General features: G+C 62.4%; 20 protein-coding genes and 2 pseudogenes. 5 read left to right on the plus strand and 17 right to left on the minus strand.

Going from position 1 to position 18,009, the window contains the following annotated elements; translation table 11 throughout:
* Window positions 1-76: 76 nt before the first annotated feature.
* From MJ639_RS16950 to MJ639_RS16960, 3 genes are all read left to right on the plus strand, one after another.
* Window positions 77-778: a ribonuclease activity regulator RraA gene (locus MJ639_RS16950; protein ID WP_243375364.1), complete on the plus strand. Its 702-nt coding sequence runs from the start codon at window positions 77-79 to the stop codon at window positions 776-778.
* Window positions 779-799: 21 nt separating this feature from the next.
* Window positions 800-1,603: a YdcF family protein gene (locus MJ639_RS16955; protein WP_243375368.1), complete on the plus strand. Its 804-nt coding sequence runs from the start codon at window positions 800-802 to the stop codon at window positions 1,601-1,603.
* Between the two features lie 68 nt (window positions 1,604-1,671).
* Window positions 1,672-2,475, plus strand: coding sequence for a YdcF family protein (locus MJ639_RS16960; RefSeq protein ID WP_243375370.1), 804 nt, complete (start codon window positions 1,672-1,674; stop codon window positions 2,473-2,475).
* Here MJ639_RS16960 and MJ639_RS16965 read toward each other — a convergent pair.
* Window positions 2,466-2,738 (minus strand): DUF3253 domain-containing protein, encoded by a 273-nt coding sequence (locus tag MJ639_RS16965; protein WP_243375373.1) that lies wholly within the window; start codon window positions 2,736-2,738, stop codon window positions 2,466-2,468. The genes MJ639_RS16960 and MJ639_RS16965 overlap by 10 nt on opposite strands.
* Window positions 2,731-3,423, minus strand: coding sequence for a DUF599 domain-containing protein (locus MJ639_RS16970; RefSeq protein ID WP_243375377.1), 693 nt, complete (start codon window positions 3,421-3,423; stop codon window positions 2,731-2,733). The genes MJ639_RS16965 and MJ639_RS16970 overlap by 8 nt, the downstream gene beginning before the upstream one ends.
* Window positions 3,424-3,494: 71 nt before the next feature.
* Here MJ639_RS16970 and MJ639_RS16975 point away from each other — a divergent pair, with 71 nt between their 5' ends.
* A complete protein-coding gene (locus tag MJ639_RS16975; protein ID WP_243375380.1) occupies window positions 3,495-3,899 on the plus strand; it encodes a rhodanese-like domain-containing protein in 405 nt (134 codons plus the stop codon).
* On the opposite strand, the gene MJ639_RS16980 is transcribed toward MJ639_RS16975, so the two are convergent.
* The 8 genes and pseudogenes from MJ639_RS16980 to MJ639_RS17015 form a co-directional block, all read right to left on the minus strand.
* Window positions 3,896-4,189, minus strand: a complete 294-nt coding sequence (locus MJ639_RS16980) for an acylphosphatase (protein ID WP_243375384.1) — start codon at window positions 4,187-4,189, stop codon at window positions 3,896-3,898. The two genes, MJ639_RS16975 and MJ639_RS16980, sit on opposite strands and share 4 nt — an antisense overlap.
* A gap of 6 nt (window positions 4,190-4,195) precedes the next feature.
* A complete protein-coding gene (locus tag MJ639_RS16985) occupies window positions 4,196-4,612 on the minus strand; it encodes a DUF6766 family protein (RefSeq protein WP_243375387.1) in 417 nt (138 codons plus the stop codon).
* Window positions 4,613-4,771: 159 nt separating this feature from the next.
* Window positions 4,772-5,197: pseudogene (locus MJ639_RS16990) on the minus strand (gamma-glutamylcyclotransferase family protein); the annotation flags it as partial.
* A 1-nt stretch (window position 5,198) separates the two neighbouring features.
* Window positions 5,199-5,639, minus strand: a complete 441-nt coding sequence (locus tag MJ639_RS16995; protein WP_243375389.1) for a hypothetical protein — start codon at window positions 5,637-5,639, stop codon at window positions 5,199-5,201.
* Window positions 5,632-7,631 (minus strand): annotated as a pseudogene (locus MJ639_RS17000) (acetyl-CoA carboxylase biotin carboxylase subunit). Before MJ639_RS17000 ends, MJ639_RS16995 begins: the two are co-directional and overlap by 8 nt.
* A gap of 107 nt (window positions 7,632-7,738) precedes the next feature.
* Window positions 7,739-8,152 (minus strand): hypothetical protein, encoded by a 414-nt coding sequence (locus MJ639_RS17005; RefSeq protein ID WP_243375392.1) that lies wholly within the window; start codon window positions 8,150-8,152, stop codon window positions 7,739-7,741.
* A gap of 349 nt (window positions 8,153-8,501) precedes the next feature.
* Window positions 8,502-9,584 (minus strand): PLP-dependent cysteine synthase family protein, encoded by a 1,083-nt coding sequence (locus MJ639_RS17010; RefSeq protein WP_243375486.1) that lies wholly within the window; start codon window positions 9,582-9,584, stop codon window positions 8,502-8,504.
* 2 nt (window positions 9,585-9,586) lie between these two features.
* Window positions 9,587-11,119 (minus strand): acyl-CoA carboxylase subunit beta, encoded by a 1,533-nt coding sequence (locus MJ639_RS17015; protein ID WP_243375395.1) that lies wholly within the window; start codon window positions 11,117-11,119, stop codon window positions 9,587-9,589.
* 165 nt (window positions 11,120-11,284) lie between these two features.
* Here MJ639_RS17015 and MJ639_RS17020 point away from each other — a divergent pair, with 165 nt between their 5' ends.
* Complete coding sequence (locus MJ639_RS17020) at window positions 11,285-11,662, plus strand: hypothetical protein (RefSeq protein WP_243375398.1); 378 nt, start codon at window positions 11,285-11,287, stop codon at window positions 11,660-11,662.
* A 61-nt stretch (window positions 11,663-11,723) separates the two neighbouring features.
* On the opposite strand, the gene MJ639_RS17025 is transcribed toward MJ639_RS17020, so the two are convergent.
* From MJ639_RS17025 to ftsH, 7 genes are all read right to left on the minus strand, one after another.
* On the minus strand, window positions 11,724-12,506 hold the full coding sequence (locus MJ639_RS17025) for an ATP12 family chaperone protein (RefSeq protein WP_243375400.1): 783 nt from the start codon (window positions 12,504-12,506) through the stop codon (window positions 11,724-11,726).
* Between the two features lie 17 nt (window positions 12,507-12,523).
* Complete coding sequence (locus MJ639_RS17030) at window positions 12,524-13,201, minus strand: HAD-IA family hydrolase (protein ID WP_243375402.1); 678 nt, start codon at window positions 13,199-13,201, stop codon at window positions 12,524-12,526.
* Between the two features lie 73 nt (window positions 13,202-13,274).
* Complete coding sequence (locus MJ639_RS17035; RefSeq protein ID WP_243375405.1) at window positions 13,275-14,318, minus strand: DmpA family aminopeptidase; 1,044 nt, start codon at window positions 14,316-14,318, stop codon at window positions 13,275-13,277.
* 23 nt (window positions 14,319-14,341) lie between these two features.
* The gene (locus MJ639_RS17860) at window positions 14,342-14,467 is read right to left on the minus strand and encodes a hypothetical protein (protein WP_279306684.1); all 126 of its coding nucleotides are present in this window, start codon (window positions 14,465-14,467) and stop codon (window positions 14,342-14,344) included.
* A 70-nt stretch (window positions 14,468-14,537) separates the two neighbouring features.
* Window positions 14,538-15,329, minus strand: a complete 792-nt coding sequence (locus MJ639_RS17040) for a pseudouridine synthase (protein ID WP_243375408.1) — start codon at window positions 15,327-15,329, stop codon at window positions 14,538-14,540.
* Window positions 15,326-15,739 (minus strand): nucleoside diphosphate kinase regulator, encoded by a 414-nt coding sequence (gene rnk, locus MJ639_RS17045; protein ID WP_243375410.1) that lies wholly within the window; start codon window positions 15,737-15,739, stop codon window positions 15,326-15,328. The genes MJ639_RS17040 and rnk overlap by 4 nt, the downstream gene beginning before the upstream one ends.
* A 476-nt stretch (window positions 15,740-16,215) precedes the next feature.
* A complete protein-coding gene (gene ftsH / locus MJ639_RS17050; protein ID WP_243375412.1) occupies window positions 16,216-17,988 on the minus strand; it encodes an ATP-dependent zinc metalloprotease FtsH in 1,773 nt (590 codons plus the stop codon).
* Window positions 17,989-18,009 lie beyond the last annotated feature (21 nt).

Genomic DNA, 18,009 nt, shown 5'->3' on the forward strand with positions numbered 1-18,009 from the left:
ACAATCACTTGTCTTACGGTGGCGCTCGGCGCGGGTGACCGCTATGAGAGACGTGCCCTAACGTCAGGAAACTCTCATGTCACTCGATAAGACCATTGCCGACGCCCTGCGCGCAGCCTCTACCGCCACGATCACTACCGTGCTGCTGAAGAAGGGAATCCGCCGCTGCTGGATGAAGGGGCCCATGCCCGCCTTCAACGCCACGGAGAAGATGGTGGGCCGCGCCTTCACCCTGCGGTTCGTGCCCGCCCGCGAGGATCTGGCGACGCCTGAATCCTGGGCCTCCCCGATTTCCACTCGCGCCGCCATCGAGGCCATGCCGGACGGCTGCATTGCGGTCGTCGATTCCATGGGCGTGACCGATGCCGGTATCTTCGGCGACATTCTCACCGCGCGCATGAAGAAGCGCGGCGTCGCGGCGCTGATCACGGACGGTGTCATTCGCGACGCGGTCGGCGTGGAAGGCACGAACCTGCCGGTCTGGTGCGCGGGCGTCGCCGCCCCTCCGTCCGTGGCCGGCCTCACCTTCGTCGGCTGGCAGGAGCCCATCGGCTGTGGCGGCGTGGCGATCTTCCCCGATGACGTGATCGTCGCCGACCGCGACGGCGTGGTCGTGATTCCCGCAGCAATGGTCGGGGATGTCGCGAAGGCCGCCGTCGAGCAGGAGCGCTATGAATTGTGGGTGATGCGCGAAGTGGAAAAGGGCGTGCCCCTCCCCGGCCTCTACCCGCCGAATGCAGAAACGAAGGCTCGCTACGAAGCCGAGTCTAAGTCCTAACTACGCACAGAAGGATGGCTGGTGTTTTACTACGTCTCTAAAGTCGCCTGGTTCTTCGCCACGCCATCCAACCTGCTCGTCAGCCTTATTCTGCTCGGCCTCGTTCTCACGCGATTTTCGAAGTTGAGAAAATTCGGGATGGCGATGGCCGTCACATTCACGCTCGCGACATTGGCCTTGGGAATCCTGCCCCTCGCCAATTATGTTCTGCTTCCTCTGGAACAGCGCTTTCCGGCTTTTGTCGATGACGGAAAGCCGGTCGACGGCATCATCCTTCTCGGCGGCTCCGTCGAAGCGGCCGATTCCAGCGAACGCGGCGTTCTCGTTTCCAACGAAGCCTCCGAGCGGGTGTTTTATGCTCTCGAACTCGCTCATCGTTATCCTAACGCGCGCATTCTCATCACCGGCGGTGGCGGCACGGTTTTCTCGGACGGTTCTGCCGAAGCTCCCATCATTGCCGATTACCTGAAACGTGTTGGCGTTGATCCAGCCCGCATCGTCATCGAAGATCGTTCTAGGACCACATCGGAGAACGGGCAGTTTTCCCGCGAGCTCGTCAAGCCGCAGGAAGGTGAGCGGTGGCTGCTCATTACATCCGCCTGGCACATGCCGCGCGCCATGGCCGTCTTCAAGAAAGCCGGATTCCCCGTGACGGCTCATCCGGTGGATTTCAGGACGAATGTCGGCTTCGCCAATCAGCGCCCGCGCGCCTTCGTGTCAGAGGGCTTGCGCCGTCTCGACGTGAGCATGAAGGAATGGGTCGGCGTGGTTGGTTACTACCTCACAGGCCGCACGGACGAGTTGCTCCCCTCGCCTCACGAATAATCTTTGCGACGGCGCGAGCCTTGAAAATCGCGCCAAGAAGACCGGAAGTCTCAGGAAGAGAGCGTTACGTGTTTTACTACATCTCGAAGATTGCATGGTTCTTCGCCACACCGTCCAACCTGCTTTTCTGCTTCATCCTGCTCGGATCAGTTCTTGCCTGCTTCACGCCGTGGAAGAAGATCGGCATACAGGTCACCTTGATTTTTGCAGCAATGACCCTCGTGCTCGGGATCTCGCCGATAGCCGACTATACGCTGCTTCCTCTGGAGGAGCGCTTTCCAGCCTTCACGCACGATGGAAAGCCCGTTGAGGGCATCATATTGCTTGGCGGATCCGTCCAAGCCGGAGAGTCCTTTTCTCGCGGCAGGATTGTCGGCAACGAAGCATTGGAGCGCGTGCTCGAGACGGCTCAGCTGGCGCATCAATACCCGAATGCCCGCATTCTCATTTCAGGCGGCGGCGGAAGCGTTCTTGGAAAAGGGGCAGCGGAAGCTCCTATTATCGCAGATTTCCTGAATAGCGTCGGCGTCGATCCGTCCCGCATCGTCATGGAGGTTCATTCGCGAACGACATCCGAGAATGCAGAGTTCTCGCGGGATTTGGTGAAGCCTCATAAAGGCGAGCGCTGGCTGCTCATCACATCCGCTTGGCATATGCCCCGCGCCACGGCCGTCTTCGAGAAAGCCGGATTTCCGGTCACGGCCTACCCAGTCGATTTCCGGACGGGGAAAGGCTTCAAGAACCTTCACCCGCATTCTTCCGTCTCAGAAGGATTGCGACGTCTCGACGTGAGCATGAAAGAGTGGATGGGGCTTGTCGGCTACTACGTCACGGGGAGAACGGACGAGTTGTTGCCCTCGCCTCATGATTGAGGCGGCAAGGCGAGCCGATAGGTGCCGCGAAAATCGTCCGGATCGACCGGCTTACCCTTCCTCACGATCACAATGCGCCCTTCCTTCATCAGGCGCACCGCCACGCGCCTCAACGGCTGCATGAGAGGCCCCCATTCTTCCGACCGATGACCGCCAACGGCGCTCGCCACGTCGGCGGGACTGATCGACCTGCCAGGGCCGCGCTCGTTGAGGAGCGCAAGCAAGGCGGCTTCGAGTTCATCGGGACTTACGTTCTTAGGCATCTTTATGTCCCAGCGCAGCCGCGCGCGCATCGGAAACGAATTGGCGTCGCCACATGACGAAGAGAACTCCCGCTGTCGCCGGAATGAACAGATAGGCGCTGATGAACCAGCCGAGATAGGCGAGCGAAAAGAAGAATGCCCGTTGTCCGCGATTGAAATGTTTTCCGGCCACGGCATTCATGGCGGCAGCCTGACGGGCCACGACCAGCGCCTCTTCGCGATTGCCGTCCTTCAGCACAGGCACGGCACCCACGATGATCGCCATGTAATTGAACAGGCGATACGACCAGGCGAACTTGAAGAACGCATAGACGAAGATGACGGCGAGCCCGATCACCTTGAGTTCCCAGGCCAAAGGCGTGGGAGGCGGCCCGAAGGGCAATTGCGAGAAGATCGGCAGAACGTCGTTCGTCGAGCGCAGCAGAGCCAGCACACCGCCGATGGCGATCAGCGAGGTGGAGGCGAAGAAGGCCGTGCCGTTCATGAGCGAAGCCATGATCGTGGTGTCCACGATCCGGTTCTCGCGCACCACGAGCTGCTCCATCCAGCGGAAGCGATAGCCGTTCATCACCTTGTTGAGGCTTTTCTGCCCTGCCGGGGTGAACTCGACAGCGGCGTGGTAGCCGAACCAGGCGAGAAGGAAAAATCCCAATGCCGCGTAATCGAGAATGGTGAAACCCAGCAACCTTCGTCTCCGTTGACTCCGCCGCCATCATGCCCAGTTTGAAGGAAGCCTGAAAGGGGAGCCATCCAACCATGCCTCAGACCATCTCACGCGGCTACAAGACCTTGCTCGAGGAAGCCAGCGCAAAGATTCGCACTTTGCCTACCGATGAGGCTGTCGCCCTGCATGGACGCGAGGATGTGGTGTTCGTGGATCTGCGCGACCCTCGCGAGCTGGAGCGGGAGGGCCGCATTCCCGGCGCGGTGCATTGCCCGCGCGGCATGCTGGAATTCTGGATCGATCCGGAAAGCCCTTATCACAAGCCGGTTTTCAACCAGGACAAGACCTTCGTGTTCTTCTGCGCCGCCGGCTGGCGCTCGGCCCTCTCCGCAGCCACGGCGCAGGACATGGGCTTGAAGCCGGTCGCTCATATCGAGGGCGGTTTCACGGCTTGGAAAAAGGCGGGCGGATCTGTCGAGACAGGGCCGAAGGCCTAGACGGTCCCGCGGACCTCGAATCCATCCGCATCGCCAAGCTCCGGATCGGTGCCCTCGACCGGCTCGACCAACTGCACAAGGCAGCCAGCAGGCCCTTGATGGCAGGCCTTGAGCATGACCTCGACCATTTCGCCGGGTCCTGAGAACACCGCCTCGACATTGCCATCACGCCTGTTACGTACCCAGCCTTTCAAGCCGTGCAATTCGGCCTGATGGTGTGTCCAGGCGCGGAAGCCGACACCCTGGACACGGCCGTGGATCAAGACATGGGCGATGCGGTCGTTACTCATCGATCCTCAATAATGGGCATGGCGAGCATCCGTATGGCGTCCCGCATAATCCTCGTCGAGGGTCTTGATGATACGCTCTCCATCCTGCGGGTCCAGCTTGCGCAGAATCTCGTCGATCTTGGCCTCCATACGGTCGTCGCCCTCCTTCGATTGGGGCGAGCCCACATAGAGCAGGATGGCCAGGCCGCCGACCTGCCAGAGGAGCTGCAGGAACTCGGACTGCCAGTTCTCCAGCGTGTCCCGCATCATCTCGACGAGATATTCGGACATGAGGATGGGCTGGGCATGAGCCTGCTGGTCGTTGACATAGGCGGACCAGCCGAAGAGCCAGTGCCCGACAAGGGAAATCAAGAAAAAGCCCAAGGTCACCCAGGCATAGCCATAGGCCTTCCAGGTCGAACTCCGTTTTACTTTCGTTTCCATCTCAACACACCTCTAACGCAACATGCGATTCAACGCGTGCCCACGGCAAAGGTTCTGGAGGCGATGGTGTGTAGCCCGCCGCTACTTGCGGATCGTGCTCGTGGGCGCAGCCCAGAGCGGGCGCACTTTCGGCTGCTGGGGAACGGGAGCGGCTGAGACCGGCGCCTTCGGCAGCCACATGCCCAGGCTTCGGATGTAATCCTCCGGCAGGCCGGCATGCTGGGCCGCCTCGATGACGCCCTCCATATAGCCGGAACGAGGTGTGCCGGGCTTCGCGCTATGCCCCACATAGACCACAGCCCGGCGAGGCCCCTGTTCCGTCACGACCGGCTGCACCACCTTCGTGTAGAGCCCTGTGGACAGGCTCTCGTAGCGGTCGAGGGCGGGAACATCCGCCAGCGCCAGATCCCATACCATGCCCCAGACCGCGCGCTGCGGATCTCGCACCACGGAGGCATAGCCCGCATCGAAGATGATGAAGCGGTGGCGCATGAGCCGCGCGACGCCTACGGGCTTCGACGCCGGGCACCGCTGCAGCATGGCGGCTTGGTCCATGTTGGACCCATAGGCGAAATAGAGGGGCATCTCAGGATTGGCTTTCGGTGATGATGACCGGCTTCGGCGGCAGCATGCCGATAATGAGCGTGACGGCGAGGAATGCCAGACCGACGATCAGAGCCAACTCCGGAAAGACGGCATTTTGGAGGGCTTGCTCGGTCGCGTTGTCGGGGACCTTGCCAGTGTCGAAGCCGGCTCGCCCAGCGAGCATATCGCAAGACGCCATGGAAAGAGTGATAAGCCCCACCCCGATCGGCAGAACCCATAGAGTGGATCGGCCCGCATTTCTCAGGCGAAGGACCCACAGCACGGGCACGACAAGGAGCATGGCGGCGGCGAAGAGAGCGATCGCCGTGTTGCCGAAACCGAGTCCGATATTCGGCCAGAATGCAAGAAGGGCGAAGGCGATCGCCGTCCCCGCCCAGCAGAGCCAATAGCCGGATCGGGACAATCCCTTCGGTTCAGGCAAATTCCAAGATGACGGCATCGACCGCGAGGCTGTCGCCTTCCTTCGCATGAATCTTGGCGATTGTACCATCACGTTCGGCGCGGAGCACGTTTTCCATCTTCATCGCCTCGACGATGCAGAGCGGTTCGCCGGCTTTGACCTCCTGGCCCTGGGAAACGCTGATCGACTTCACGAGCCCCGGCATCGGGCACAATAGCTGCTTGCCGGTATCCGCCTCCTGGCGCTCGGGCATGAGTGCCACGAGTTCCGCCTCGCGCTTCGTGTAGACGCGCACCTCGGCCGAGGTACCCGCATGGGCGAGTGCGAAGCCGTTGAGGATCGGCCGCACCTGCACCGCGATTTCTTCGCCGCCCACCATGCCGGTCCATACGGGCTCGCCAGGCACCCAGTCGGACTCGACCGGCCAGGACTGGCCGTCGATCATCACGACAATGCCGTCCTCCTCGTCCTCGACAACCACGTCATGACGGGCGGAGCCCATCATGACGACGCGCTCCAGATCGAACTGCACGGCAGACGCCTCGCGCATCTGGCCCGAGATGTAGCGCTTGCGCACGTTCTGGAGGTGATCGATGGCCGCCGCGACCGCAGCCATGCGAAGAGCAACTTCTCCTTCAGGCGCGGGAGCCTTGAACCCTTGCGGGAATTCTTCCGCGATGAAACCGGTGGAGAGCGCGCCAGACTTCCAGCGTGGGTGCTGCATCAGCGCGGATAGGAACGGGATGTTGTGGCGGATGCCGTCGATGCGAAGGCATCGAGCGCGGTGGCCTGGGCCTCGATGGCCTGCGCGCGGGTCGGCGCATGGGTCACGAGCTTGGCGATCATCGGATCGTAGTAGATCGAGATCTCGCCGCCCTCATAGACGCCGGTATCGTTGCGCACCGTCACGCCGTCCTGCTCGCCCTCTTCCGGCGGACGGTAGGTGATGAGGCGGCCTGTGGAGGGCAGGAAGTTGCGGACGGGATCCTCCGCATAAATGCGGCTTTCCACCGACCAGCCGTTGAGCTTTACGTCGCTCTGGGCGAGGCGCAGCTTCTCGCCGGCTGCCACGCGGATCATTTCCTCTACAAGGTCGACACCGGTGATCATCTCGGTCACCGGATGCTCCACCTGCAGACGGGTGTTCATTTCGAGGAAGTAGAATGACTTGTCCTGGCCGGCCACGAACTCGACCGTGCCCGCGGAATCGTAGCCCACGGCCTTGGCCAGAGCGACAGCCTGCTCGCCCATGCGGCGGCGGGTCTCCTCGTCGAGAAGCGGCGACGGCGCTTCCTCGATGACCTTCTGGTTTCGACGCTGGATCGAGCATTCGCGCTCGCCCAGATAGATCACGTTGCCATGCTTGTCGCCGAGCACCTGGATCTCGATGTGGCGCGGATCGGTGATGAACTTCTCGATGAAGACTCGGTCGTCGCCGAAGGAGGACGCCGCCTCCGACTTGGCGCGGGCAAAGCCCTCGGCCACCTCGTCGGCGGAGTAAGCGATACGCATGCCCTTGCCGCCACCACCGGCGGAGGCCTTGATCATCACCGGATAGCCGATCTCGTTGGCGATCTGCACCGCCTGCTCGGGCCCTTCGATGACGCCGAGATAGCCGGGAACCGTCGAGACCTTCGCGGCGGCGGCTGCCTTCTTCGACTCGATCTTGTCGCCCATGGCGGCAATGGCGCCGGGATTGGGGCCGATGAAGACGATTCCTGCCTCGGCAAGCGCCTTAGGGAAAGCCTCGCGCTCCGAGAGAAAGCCGTAGCCCGGATGGACGGCCTGGGCGCCCGTCGCCTTGCAGGCTTCGACGATCTTTTCGATGATCAGATAGGACTGGGCGGCAGCGGCCGGGCCGATATGGACGGCCTCGTCGGCCATTTCCACATGGAGCGCATCCTTGTCGGCATCGGAATAGACGGCGACGGTCTTGATACCCATGCGGCGGGCGGTCTTGATGACCCGGCACGCGATCTCGCCACGGTTGGCAATCAGGATCTTGTCGAACATGAGCCTCGATGCTCCACCCTAAAAACTTAGCCCCACCTCCGTTACTGCACATCGGCGCATTCGGGAAGCGGGGCTGCTTTAGCTTTTAGGTTAGATGAGGCTGGCCCTCACGCCGCCATGAGGCTCCGGCGGGCCTGCTGGCGTCCGCGCATGATGAAATCGAGCAGAGCCACGTCCACATAGCCAGCCTCATCCAGGATGGCATAGGCGATGTTCATGGCGTTCGGGCTCGGGCCGCTCACTTCCAGAACGGTTGCCAGCCACAGGGCATCGTCCCCGCTGACCACGCCGAAGGGCGCCCGCTTCCAAACCGCGAATTCCACGACGAGCTTGGTCAATGCAGGACCCCAGCTCTCATCGGCCTCGATCATCCGATCGAGCGCCAGGAGCGATTCCACTTCCAGACGGCTCGAGATGCCCGCGTCCAGGATTTCGCCCATGAGCGTCTTCACGTCATCGGCCGAGATAAAGCTGCGCTCGGCTGCACCATCGATGAAATCGCGAAGGCTGTCCTTCAACATGCTCGTGTCTCCCTCCGGCTTTTGCACGGGTCCAGCCGGTTGATCTCTTGTGTTGAGAGGAGTTTCACACGAGCAGCGCCGCAAACCGTTAACGCGGCATGCTGAATCGGTGTTGAGGTTAAGCCTTGTTGAGAGTCTTTGGTTGCCGGATTATTGATGAGCGAAATTTTCCAGCGCCTGCACGGATTTCGGCATAGACCCCCATCGGCCCCGCAGCCCCGCAAGGAGGTCTTTTCAGCGCCTCATACGCAGCATTGTTGCATTTGCTGAACAACAGCGGCACGCTTTTGCGTCTGCCCGTTAAGGAACGCGAGGCAAGGCGAGAGCATCCGCTCAATGAAGACGAGTGCTATTTGCTGTCCGGAAGAACGCCGGTCTCGAAGAAGCGCTCGATCGCTTGTTCAGCAGGCTTGATGTCGATGCCGCGCTCTTTCAGCCAATCGTCGTTGAAATGCGTGGAGCGGTAGCGGTCGCCTGAATCGCACAGAAGCGTCACGACGGAGCCTTTCTCGCCCCTCTGCACCATCTCGCCGACGACCTGCGCCACGGCCCAGAGGTTGGTGCCCGTCGAGCCGCCGCAGGAACGGCCGATGCGGCGAGAAAGAACGCGCGCCGCGGCGATGCTGGCTGCATCGGGAACCGCATAAGCGCGATCGATGAGTTCCGGCACGAAGGACGGCTCGCAGCGCGGACGGCCGATGCCCTCTACGACGGAGGGCGGATTGGACACGGTGCACACGCTCCGATCCGCCAGATGACGGTGGAACACGGATGCTTCCGGATCGGCGAGACACAGCTTCGTCGGCAGGCGGCGATAACGGATGTAGCGCCCCAGCGTCGCCGAGGTGCCGCCGGTGCCCGCGCCCACCACGATCCAGCTCGGGATCGGGTATTCCTCATGCGCCATCTGGCTGAAGATGGATTCCGCGATGTTGTTGTTGCCGCGCCAGTCCGTCGCCCGCTCGGCATAGGTGAACTGGTCCATGTAATGACCGTTGAGCTCACGCGCCAAACGCGCGCTCTCCTCGTACATCGCAGCAGGCGAATCCACGAAATGGCTCTCGCCGCCATAGAACGCGATCTGCGCGATCTTTTCAGCCGACGTGGAGCGCGGCATCACGGCGATGAAGCGAAGCCCCAACATCCGCGCGAAATACGCCTCCGACACCGCCGTAGACCCGCTCGACGCCTCAATGATCGTGGTCTCCGGCCCGATCCAGCCGTTGCACAACCCGTAGAGAAACAGCGAGCGCGCCAGACGGTGCTTGAGGCTCCCCGACGGATGCGTGGACTCATCCTTCAGATAAAGCGAAATCCCCGGCACCGCAGGCAGCGGCACCTGCAAGAGATGTGTATCCGACGACCGGTTGAAATCCGCCTCGATGATCTGGATGGCGGTGGAGACCCAGGAACGATTGCAGGGGACTGACATGCTCACAACGGGATATTATCGTGCTTCTTCCAAGGCCGCTCCGTCTCCTTGTGACGCAGCATCGCCAGGGCTCGCGCGATCCGGCGGCGGGTCGAGTGCGGCATGATCACCTCGTCAATATAGCCGCGCTCGGCAGCCACGAAGGGCGACATGAAGCGGTCTTCGTATTCCTTGGTGCGCGCGGCGATTTTCTCCGCGTCGCCGATGTCCTGGCGGAAGATGATTTCCACCGCGCCTTTCGCGCCCATCACGGCGATCTGTGCGGTGGGCCAGGCGTAGTTGATGTCGCCGCCGATATGCTTTGAGGCCATCACGTCATAGGCGCCGCCGAAGGCCTTGCGGGTGATCACGGTCACCAGCGGCACTGTGGCCTCAGAATAGGCAAACAGCAGCTTCGCGCCGTGCTTGATGAGGCCACCATATTCCTGCGCCGTGCCCGGCAGGAAGCCCGGCACGTCCTCGAAGGTGACGATCGGAATATTGAACGCATCGCAGAAGCGCACGAAGCGCGCAGCCTTGCGCGATGCGTCTGAATCGAGAACGCCCGCGAGCACCATCGGCTGGTTTGCAACGAAGCCGACCGTGCGGCCCTCGATACGGGCAAAGCCCGTGATGATGTTCTTGGCGTAGGATTCCTGGATCTCGAAGAAATCGCCCTCGTCCACGACCTTCTGGATCAGCTCCTTCATGTCGTAGGGCTTGTTCGGATTGTCCGGGATCAGGGTGTCGAGGCTGTCATCCGTGCGGTTCGGATCGTCGAAGCTTGGGATTTCTGGCACGCCGTCCATGTTGTTGGCGGGCAGGAAATCGATGAGGCGGCGCACCTGAAGCAGCGCCTCCACGTCGTTGTCATAGGCGCCGTCAGCCACCGACGACTTGGTGGTGTGCACCTTCGCGCCGCCGAGTTCTTCCGAAGTCACCGTCTCGTTGGTAACGGTCTTCACGACGTCGGGCCCCGTCACGAACATGTAGGAGCGGTCGCGCACCATGAAGATGAAATCGGTCATGGCCGGCGAATAGACATCGCCACCCGCGCACGGCCCCATGATCACTGAGATCTGCGGAATGACGCCCGAGGCGATCACGTTGCGCTTGAACACCTCGCCATAGCCGCCGAGCGCCGCCACGCCCTCCTGGATGCGCGCGCCGCCCGCATCGAACAGACCGACGATGGGAGCGCGCATCTTCAGCGCCATGTCCTGGATCTTGGTGATCTTCTGGGCGTGCGCCTCGGAGAGCGAACCGCCGAACACCGTGAAGTCCTTGGCGAAGACGAAGACCGTGCGGCCGTTGACCGTGCCCCAACCGGTGACGACGCCGTCGCCGGGGATCTTCACCTTCTCCATGCCGAAATCGCTGGAGCGGTGCTCCACGAACATGTCGAATTCCTCGAAGGAGCCCTTGTCGAGGAGGAGCTCGATCCGCTCCCGCGCCGTGAGCTTGCCCCGGGCGTGCTGCGCCTCGATGCGCTTTTCACCGCCGCCGAGGCGGGCCTGGGCTCGCCGCTCTTCAAGCCGTTCGAGAATGTCTTTCATGGGTGGTCCCTGATGCCGGGAGAAATAGTGGCCTCCCGCTTAGCACAGCCATACGCGGCTCAAAATGCCACTTACGGCGTGTGTTCCACAGCACATTGCCAGGCCTTCACGGCCCAGCTGTCAGCTCTAGTTCATAGCACGCAATAACATTGCTGAGGAAAAACTGTGAACACCATCCGTCCCCTCGCCGCTCTCGCTGCGGCTCTCTCCCTGACCGCCGCCGGCTGCGCCAGCCGCTCGGAGAATGTGTCGGCTTCCTACGTCTCGACCGCCGCCTATGCAGGCTATAGCTGCCGCGACCTGAGCGTGGAGGCCCAGCGTGTCAGCTCTGCCGCCGCAGCGGCTGCCGGCGCCCAGGATTCCCAGCATACCCGTGACGTGGTCGCCACCACCGCTGCCCTGGTCGTCTTCTGGCCGGCCGCATTCTTCGTGGGCGGCGACAATGCCAAGACCGCCGAACTCGCGAACCTGAAGGGCCAGATGCAGGCCATCGAGGAAGCCTCGGTTCGCAAGAAGTGCGGCATCAGCTTTAGGCGTGCGTAAAAAAGCTGATTGCCTCACGGAAAGCCGCCGGTATGCCCCCACGCCGGCGGCTTTCCAATTTTTAAGTGCGGAGGAGATGGAAGACCTCGGAGGCAGCCCGGAAATCGGCCTCGCGCCTGCGGCGGCGCTCCATGGCCTCATGATCCTCGCCCCAGACGCTCTCCTGATAAAGCTCATCCACATGAGCAGCCGCCCAAGCCTGGTCGGCATCGAGAGGCCCGACTGCATGGGCCAGCGCGATCAGCACCGAACCGGAGAGCGTGGTCATCACATGAAGGGCCGCGAGTGCGAAGGGTGAGTTAATCCCCTCGATCACGTTGCGGACAGCAGCAATCGCCTCGTCCGGCTGGCTCACATGCATGACGCCTTCCGCGAGGGTGAAACGGGCGCCGTGCGTATCCTTGGCCCAGTCGAGAATCGGGTTCCAGGCTGAGTCCTGAGACTGGACCAACCGCGCCGGCTCGCTCACCCGGTAAAAGACGAGATCGGAACCCGCATAGCGCACGAGATCATCCACCACCTCCGCCTGCCGCGGCGTGACACCATCAATAGCGGAATTGACGATGCGGGTGATCGGCATGCTCGCTGGATCGATCTCTTCCCCCTGCCCGGCCCATTCCCGTGCCATGGCCTCGGCAAGCGCGCGCGAGGGAACGGCAAGCGCCTGCTTGCTCGGCGTCTTGGCCACACGCCCGTCGAGGGTGAGATGGAACAGCCCGTCCCGCTCCTCCACACCCGCCTCCTTGTAGAAGCGCTTGGGCAGCGTGGGCTTCATGCCGGCTTGAGCCGCCCGCATGGGGTTCGGTTCGTCTTGGTCAGGAAACCAGTCGCGTGAATCTGTCATGGCTGTGAGATAGGCGTTCAGGCGGGAAGATGCGAGAGTTCCGACAGGAACGCTTGCAGAATAGGTTCAAGCTCGGCGTAGCTATCGACGATATGGCGGGCCCCCGTTTCCCTCAGCACGTCCACGGGCTGGAAGCCCCAGGAAACGCCGATGGGCAGCACCCCGGCGGATCGGGCCATGGCCATGTCGTAGCTGGAATCGCCGATCATCAGCGTTTTGTCCTGCCCTATACCGAGTTCCTCCATGGCCTGGAGGATCATGGCCGGATGGGGCTTCGAGGGCGCGTCATCCGCAGTCTGGATCGTGGAGAAGACGCCTTCCCATCCGTGCCGCTCGATCAGCATGGAGACGCCCCGGCGCGACTTGCCGGTGGCCAAGCCCAGCAACACGTCGTCACGACCTCTCAGGCGCTCGATGCATTCACCCGCCCCGGAGAAGAGCGGCGCATCGTTGGCGGGATCGAGACGCAGGACATTGTAGGCGTCCTTGTAGGCCTGGGCGAGGTCCTCGGCGGGCGAGTCAGGACCCGCCAGCACCTTGAACGCTTCGACCAGGGAGAGACCGACGATGGAAAGCGACTTTTCGCGGCTCGGTGGTGTCATGCCGAGAGCGAGGAAGGCCCCATGGACGGAAGCCGCGATGATGTTCTGGCTGTCGACCAGCGTACCATCGACATCGAAGAGGATGAGTTTCAAGAGAAAGCACTCGGACGTGGGAGCAATTGCTTCTGGTTAGCCAGAAACCGGCCGAAGAACAATGACCGGTATCTCAACCAGCGCCATGCAGGACGTCCGCCAGGGAAACCCGCGTCTTGCCCCCTCGGCCCATGAAGCTGTCCGCCGCAAGCATCGAGTTCAGCACAGCCTCCTGCGTCGCCTCGGTGGCCGCGCGGAACAGCAGGTCGATGCGGTTTTCATTCAGGATGCGCCACTCCACCAGATCGGCCTTGCTGTCGTGGTCGATGGTGTTCGCCGTCGTGAACGCAATCGCGATATCGCCGCTGCCATGTCCCCAGAACGAGCCGAGACGCGCAAGCCCCGCACCGGCACGCTTGGCGATGCGCTTGAGCTGACGGTGTTCGAGCGGCACATCGGTGGCGAGCACGATGATGACGGAGCCTTTTTCCTGTGCCTTGATCGGAGGTTCCATCTGCTTGGGCGAAGGGCGACGTCCATCGGGGAGAACGAGATCGCCGGCATTGCCGAAGTTGGTCAGGACCAACACGCCGAGATGATGATCAGAGCCATCGAGAGCGATCTTGCGCGAGGCCGAACCGATGCCGCCCTTGAAGCCGAAGCAGGTCATGCCCGTGCCGGCGCCAACGCTCCCCTGCTCGACCGGCCCGTCATCCGCGGCGGCCAGGGCCGCCCTGACATGATCTTCGGTCACGGCCATGGCTTGAATGTCGTTCAATGGGCCATCATTGCACTCGCCCACGACAGGATTCACCGTCGACGTGCTTCGCCCGATATCGGGATTCTGCGCAATCGCCTCGCGGATCAGAGCCGTCGCGCAGACACCGACGGAGAGTGTGTTCGTGAGAAGGATCGGCGTCTCGATCGTTCCAAGTTCGTCGATCTGCACCAGACCGGTGGACTTGCCGAACCCGTTGATCACTTCGGAAGCCGCCACGACCTTGCGGCGGAAGAGGCTGCCGGAATGCGGCAGGATGGCCGTTACGCCGGTATTGATGTCCCCATCGCGCAGGGTGCAGTGCCCCACCCTGACGCCCGGCACGTCCGTGATCGCGTTCCGCGCGCCTTGCGGCAGAATTCCGCAGACCAGACCGAAGTCATTGACGGTTCGGCTCATCTCTCGCCCTGCAACAATGGAGATCAGCGCTGCTGGCCGGAGCCGTGGCAGATCTTAGGAGTGTTGACGTTCCAGTTTCCGCACTTGTCGCAGGCGCTCGCCATCAAACCGATGCCGACGACGAAAACAGCTTGAAGAATACGCTTCATGACCTGATGCCCCCTGTTCTGAGCCGGCACCATATTCAATAAATCCGCCCGCCGCCAGAAGGGTTGGGCGTCATCGATACGAAGCCGAGGCCTCCCGCCGGTCCGGAGCATTACGAGCAGGAGCATCGAGCATGGCCTTCTCGCCAGGCGTGAGGTGACGGACGGTACCTTGCCGAAGATCGCCGAGCTGCACTCCCCCGACATCGATGCGCACAAGGCGGATCACGTTAGCGCCAATGGCCTCGAGAAGGCGCCGGATCTGGCGGTTCTTGCCTTCGCTGAGAACCACTTCGAGCCATGCGTTGCGGGAGCCGACGCGAAGAACGCGGGCCGATTTCGCGACGAGACGCTCACCATCGAGCACCATGCCCGCTTCAAGCCTTTCCAGCATTGCCGGGTCCGGCTGGCAATCGACCTGCACATGATAGACCTTCTCGACATTCGAAGCGGGATCCAGCACACGCTGCGCCCAGCGGGTATCATTCGTCAGAAGCAGCAGGCCCTCGCTCGCCTTATCCAGCCGCCCCACCGGTGTGACGAACGGCAGGTCGAGACCTTTCAGACAATCATAGACCGTCGCCCGCTCCTGCGGATCGTCGCGTGTCGTGACCAGGCCGCGCGGCTTGTTGAGCATCAGGTACACCTTCCGCTCCGCCACGACAGGCTCGCCATCGACAGTGATGCGGGCGCGTTTGGGATCGACGCGGGTCGCTACATTGCGAGCAGCCCGGCCATCCACCCGCACGCGCCCCTCGGCAATCAGCGCCTCGGCCTGAGTGCGGGAGCAGAAACCAAGCTTAGACAAAGCACGCGGCAGGCTGACCACGGCACCATCGGGGCGTCCTGCAAAGGGTTTCCTCATGATGCGACGGTGGGCTCGCGCACCTGCAGCACCGTCAATCGCTTCGTCTCGCCAGTCCGCGTGATCCAATTGATAGACTTGCCGACAGGCACACCGATCAGGGCGGTTCCGATAGGCGTCAGGACCGAGATGCGCCCCTTCGAGATATCGGCCTCATTGGGGTATACGAGGATTACGGTCTGCACCCTCTCCGTGACGTCATCGCGGAACTCGACCTCGCAGCCCATGCACACAGCATCAGAAGCCCGACCCTCCGGCAGCACATTCGCCCGGTCCAGTTCCTCGGCCAGTTCGAACGCGATGTCGGGCATCGTGCTTTCGGCTGCGCGGGCAAGCAGCGAGAGTTTCTCGTGGTCTGAGGCCGTCAGAATGATGCGGGGCTTTGCGCCGCCCGCCGGTTTTTTTGCCATCTCAAATCTCCTGTCTGTTGTGATCGTCATTCAGCATCGGCAAGGGGAAACTGCTCCGGGTTGGAGCAAGCTCTGATCAACGGTCAGGAGGAGGTTTGATGTGCGCAGGCTAACTCAGGACAAGCCTCGCCCCTCGGCTGGCCACATGGCAATGCGGCCGCATGAGAGGGATTGCGCTCCGCTTTGCAGAGCAAGGGCTTGAGGAGTTGTTGAAACTTACCGTCGCACAGGATGCACGAGCATCCGGCCTCACAAGATGTCCGATGATACAGCTATCTTGGAGCGCCCCGAGCCCGGAGCGCGCACGCGCGTTGAGCTCGGGGCTACTTGCCCGCGATGAGGTTGCCTGCTCGATGCAGGCCGCGACGGTGATATGCGGTGCTCAACATGATGTTCCGAGACTCCTACACGTCGTCCCGTTTGTCAAATCTGAGCCATGCTTCAGAAAGGAGTCGTGTTGAAGGTGAAGGGCTGGCTCAGGCCGCCAGCCGCCTCTCGCTCAAGGCCACGATGCGGCGAACCTCATCGCCATCAATGGTCTCGTTCTCCAGGAGAGCGGCGACAAGTCTGTCCAGCGCCTCGCGATTGTCCTCGATGCAGGTTTTCGCGGCGGCATACATCTCTTCGATGATCCGGCGGATCTCCTGCTCGACCTCGCGCGGAAAGCTCTCGCCCGAACGCGCGACCTTCATCATCCCGATGGCGGGGCTCATGCCCCATTCGGTGACCATGCGGGTCGCGATATTGGTGGCGTGTGCGATGTCGCTTGCAGCGCCCGTCGTGACCTTACGGGGACCGAAGACCACCTCCTCCGCCGCGCGTCCGCCCATGGCGACGATAAGGTCAGCCTCGAGCTTCTCGACGGGAATGCAGTAGCGGTCGTTCTCCGGCAGGCGCATGACGAGGCCGAGCGCCTGGCCGTGTGGGATGATTGTGGCGCTGTGCACCTTGTCGGAGCCCGGCGTCAGGCAGGCACAGAGAGCGTGCCCCGCCTCGTGCACGGCAACGAGCCTGCGTTCCTCGCTGGTGATCGCAAGCGAGCGGCGCTCCAGGCCCATGATGATCTTGTTGCGGGCAGCCTCCAGATGCTCACGGTCGATCTCGGCGACACCTTCGCGCGCCGCGAAAATAGCAGCCTCATTGAGCAGGTTGCCGAGATCAGCGCCGGAGAAGCCGGGCGTGCCACGGGCGATGGAGGCGAGATCGACACCTCCCGCCAGCTTCACGTTACGGGCATGGACGGCGAGGATCGCCTCACGGCCCGTGATGTCGGGAAGGCCGATATGGACCTGACGGTCGAAGCGGCCGGGACGCAGCAGCGCGGGATCGAGCACGTCGACCCTATTCGTCGCGCCGATGACGATCACGCCCGAACTGGTGTTGAAGCCGTCCATCTCCACGAGGAGCTGATTGAGGGTTGATTCGAACTCGCGATCCGCCGCCGAGCCGCCGCCGCCACGCTTGCGGCCGATGGCATCGATCTCGTCGATGAAGATCAAACATGGAGCCTTGCGGCGCGCCTGCTCGAACAGTTTGGACACACGGCCCTTGGCGATACCGATCAGCGGCGCTGAGAAATCGCTGCCCGAGACGGCAATGAAGGACACGCCGGCCTCGCCGGCCAGAGCCTTAGCGATAAGGGTCTTGCCTGTGCCGGGCGGGCCGACCATCAGCACGCCGCGCGGAATGCGGGCACCCACATTCTCGAAGGCTTGCCCATCGCGCAGGAAGGAGATCACCTCCTGCAGCTCGGCTTTCGCCTCTTCCTGTCCGGCCACACCGTCAAAGCGGTCGGGGATGTTCCTGACCGTGCGCGGCCAGCGGTTGGTGGGCTTGAAATCGACCTGGACCGCCACCAGCGCCAGCACGGCCACCACCATGATGAGCGAAATCACGAAGCTTGCGGCATGGGAGGGATCGATGCCCGACTTCTTGAAATCCACCTGCGCGCCGGAGGCAGTCGCGCGGTCGATGATCTGCGCCGTCAGCATGGAGGACGGAAGGCGCACGAAGGCCGATTGATCTCCGGTCCAGACGGTCAGGCCGCCATCCTGCACCTGAATGCGGCTGACCTTGCCCTCGCCGAGTTCACGGGAGAACTCGGAATACGCAATCTCATCGACCTTGTCGGAGACGAAAAAGGGCACAGACACGGCAGCCAGAACCACGGCTAGGGCCATGATGCCAACCGTGATGGCCACGCTTTTCCTGCGCAAGAGCTCTCTTGCCTTCTCGATCACGTTAGTCACGGACGCCCCCTTGGCGAACTT

Source organism: Microvirga solisilvae (assembly GCF_022808595.1).
In the GTDB taxonomy this organism is placed as follows: Bacteria; Pseudomonadota; Alphaproteobacteria; order Rhizobiales; family Beijerinckiaceae; genus Microvirga; species Microvirga solisilvae.

What these genes read in the sequence shown, in the direction of transcription:
- MJ639_RS16950 (WP_243375364.1), top strand. Translation starts at nt 77, where the DNA reads ATGTCACTCGATAAGACCATTGCCGACGCCCTGCGCGCAGCCTCTACC.
- rnk (WP_243375410.1), bottom strand. Translation starts at nt 15,739, where the DNA reads ATGGCAAAAAAACCGGCGGGCGGCGCAAAGCCCCGCATCATTCTGACG.
- MJ639_RS16985 (WP_243375387.1), bottom strand. Translation starts at nt 4,612, where the DNA reads ATGGAAACGAAAGTAAAACGGAGTTCGACCTGGAAGGCCTATGGCTAT.
- MJ639_RS17035 (WP_243375405.1), bottom strand. Translation starts at nt 14,318, where the DNA reads ATGAGCCGAACCGTCAATGACTTCGGTCTGGTCTGCGGAATTCTGCCG.
- MJ639_RS16975 (WP_243375380.1), top strand. Translation starts at nt 3,495, where the DNA reads ATGCCTCAGACCATCTCACGCGGCTACAAGACCTTGCTCGAGGAAGCC.
- MJ639_RS17040 (WP_243375408.1), bottom strand. Translation starts at nt 15,329, where the DNA reads ATGAGGAAACCCTTTGCAGGACGCCCCGATGGTGCCGTGGTCAGCCTG.
- MJ639_RS17025 (WP_243375400.1), bottom strand. Translation starts at nt 12,506, where the DNA reads ATGACAGATTCACGCGACTGGTTTCCTGACCAAGACGAACCGAACCCC.
- MJ639_RS17860 (WP_279306684.1), bottom strand. Translation starts at nt 14,467, where the DNA reads ATGAAGCGTATTCTTCAAGCTGTTTTCGTCGTCGGCATCGGTTTGATG.
- MJ639_RS16965 (WP_243375373.1), bottom strand. Translation starts at nt 2,738, where the DNA reads ATGCCTAAGAACGTAAGTCCCGATGAACTCGAAGCCGCCTTGCTTGCG.
- MJ639_RS17010 (WP_243375486.1), bottom strand. Translation starts at nt 9,584, where the DNA reads ATGTCAGTCCCCTGCAATCGTTCCTGGGTCTCCACCGCCATCCAGATC.
- MJ639_RS17015 (WP_243375395.1), bottom strand. Translation starts at nt 11,119, where the DNA reads ATGAAAGACATTCTCGAACGGCTTGAAGAGCGGCGAGCCCAGGCCCGC.
- MJ639_RS16980 (WP_243375384.1), bottom strand. Translation starts at nt 4,189, where the DNA reads ATGAGTAACGACCGCATCGCCCATGTCTTGATCCACGGCCGTGTCCAG.
- MJ639_RS17005 (WP_243375392.1), bottom strand. Translation starts at nt 8,152, where the DNA reads ATGTTGAAGGACAGCCTTCGCGATTTCATCGATGGTGCAGCCGAGCGC.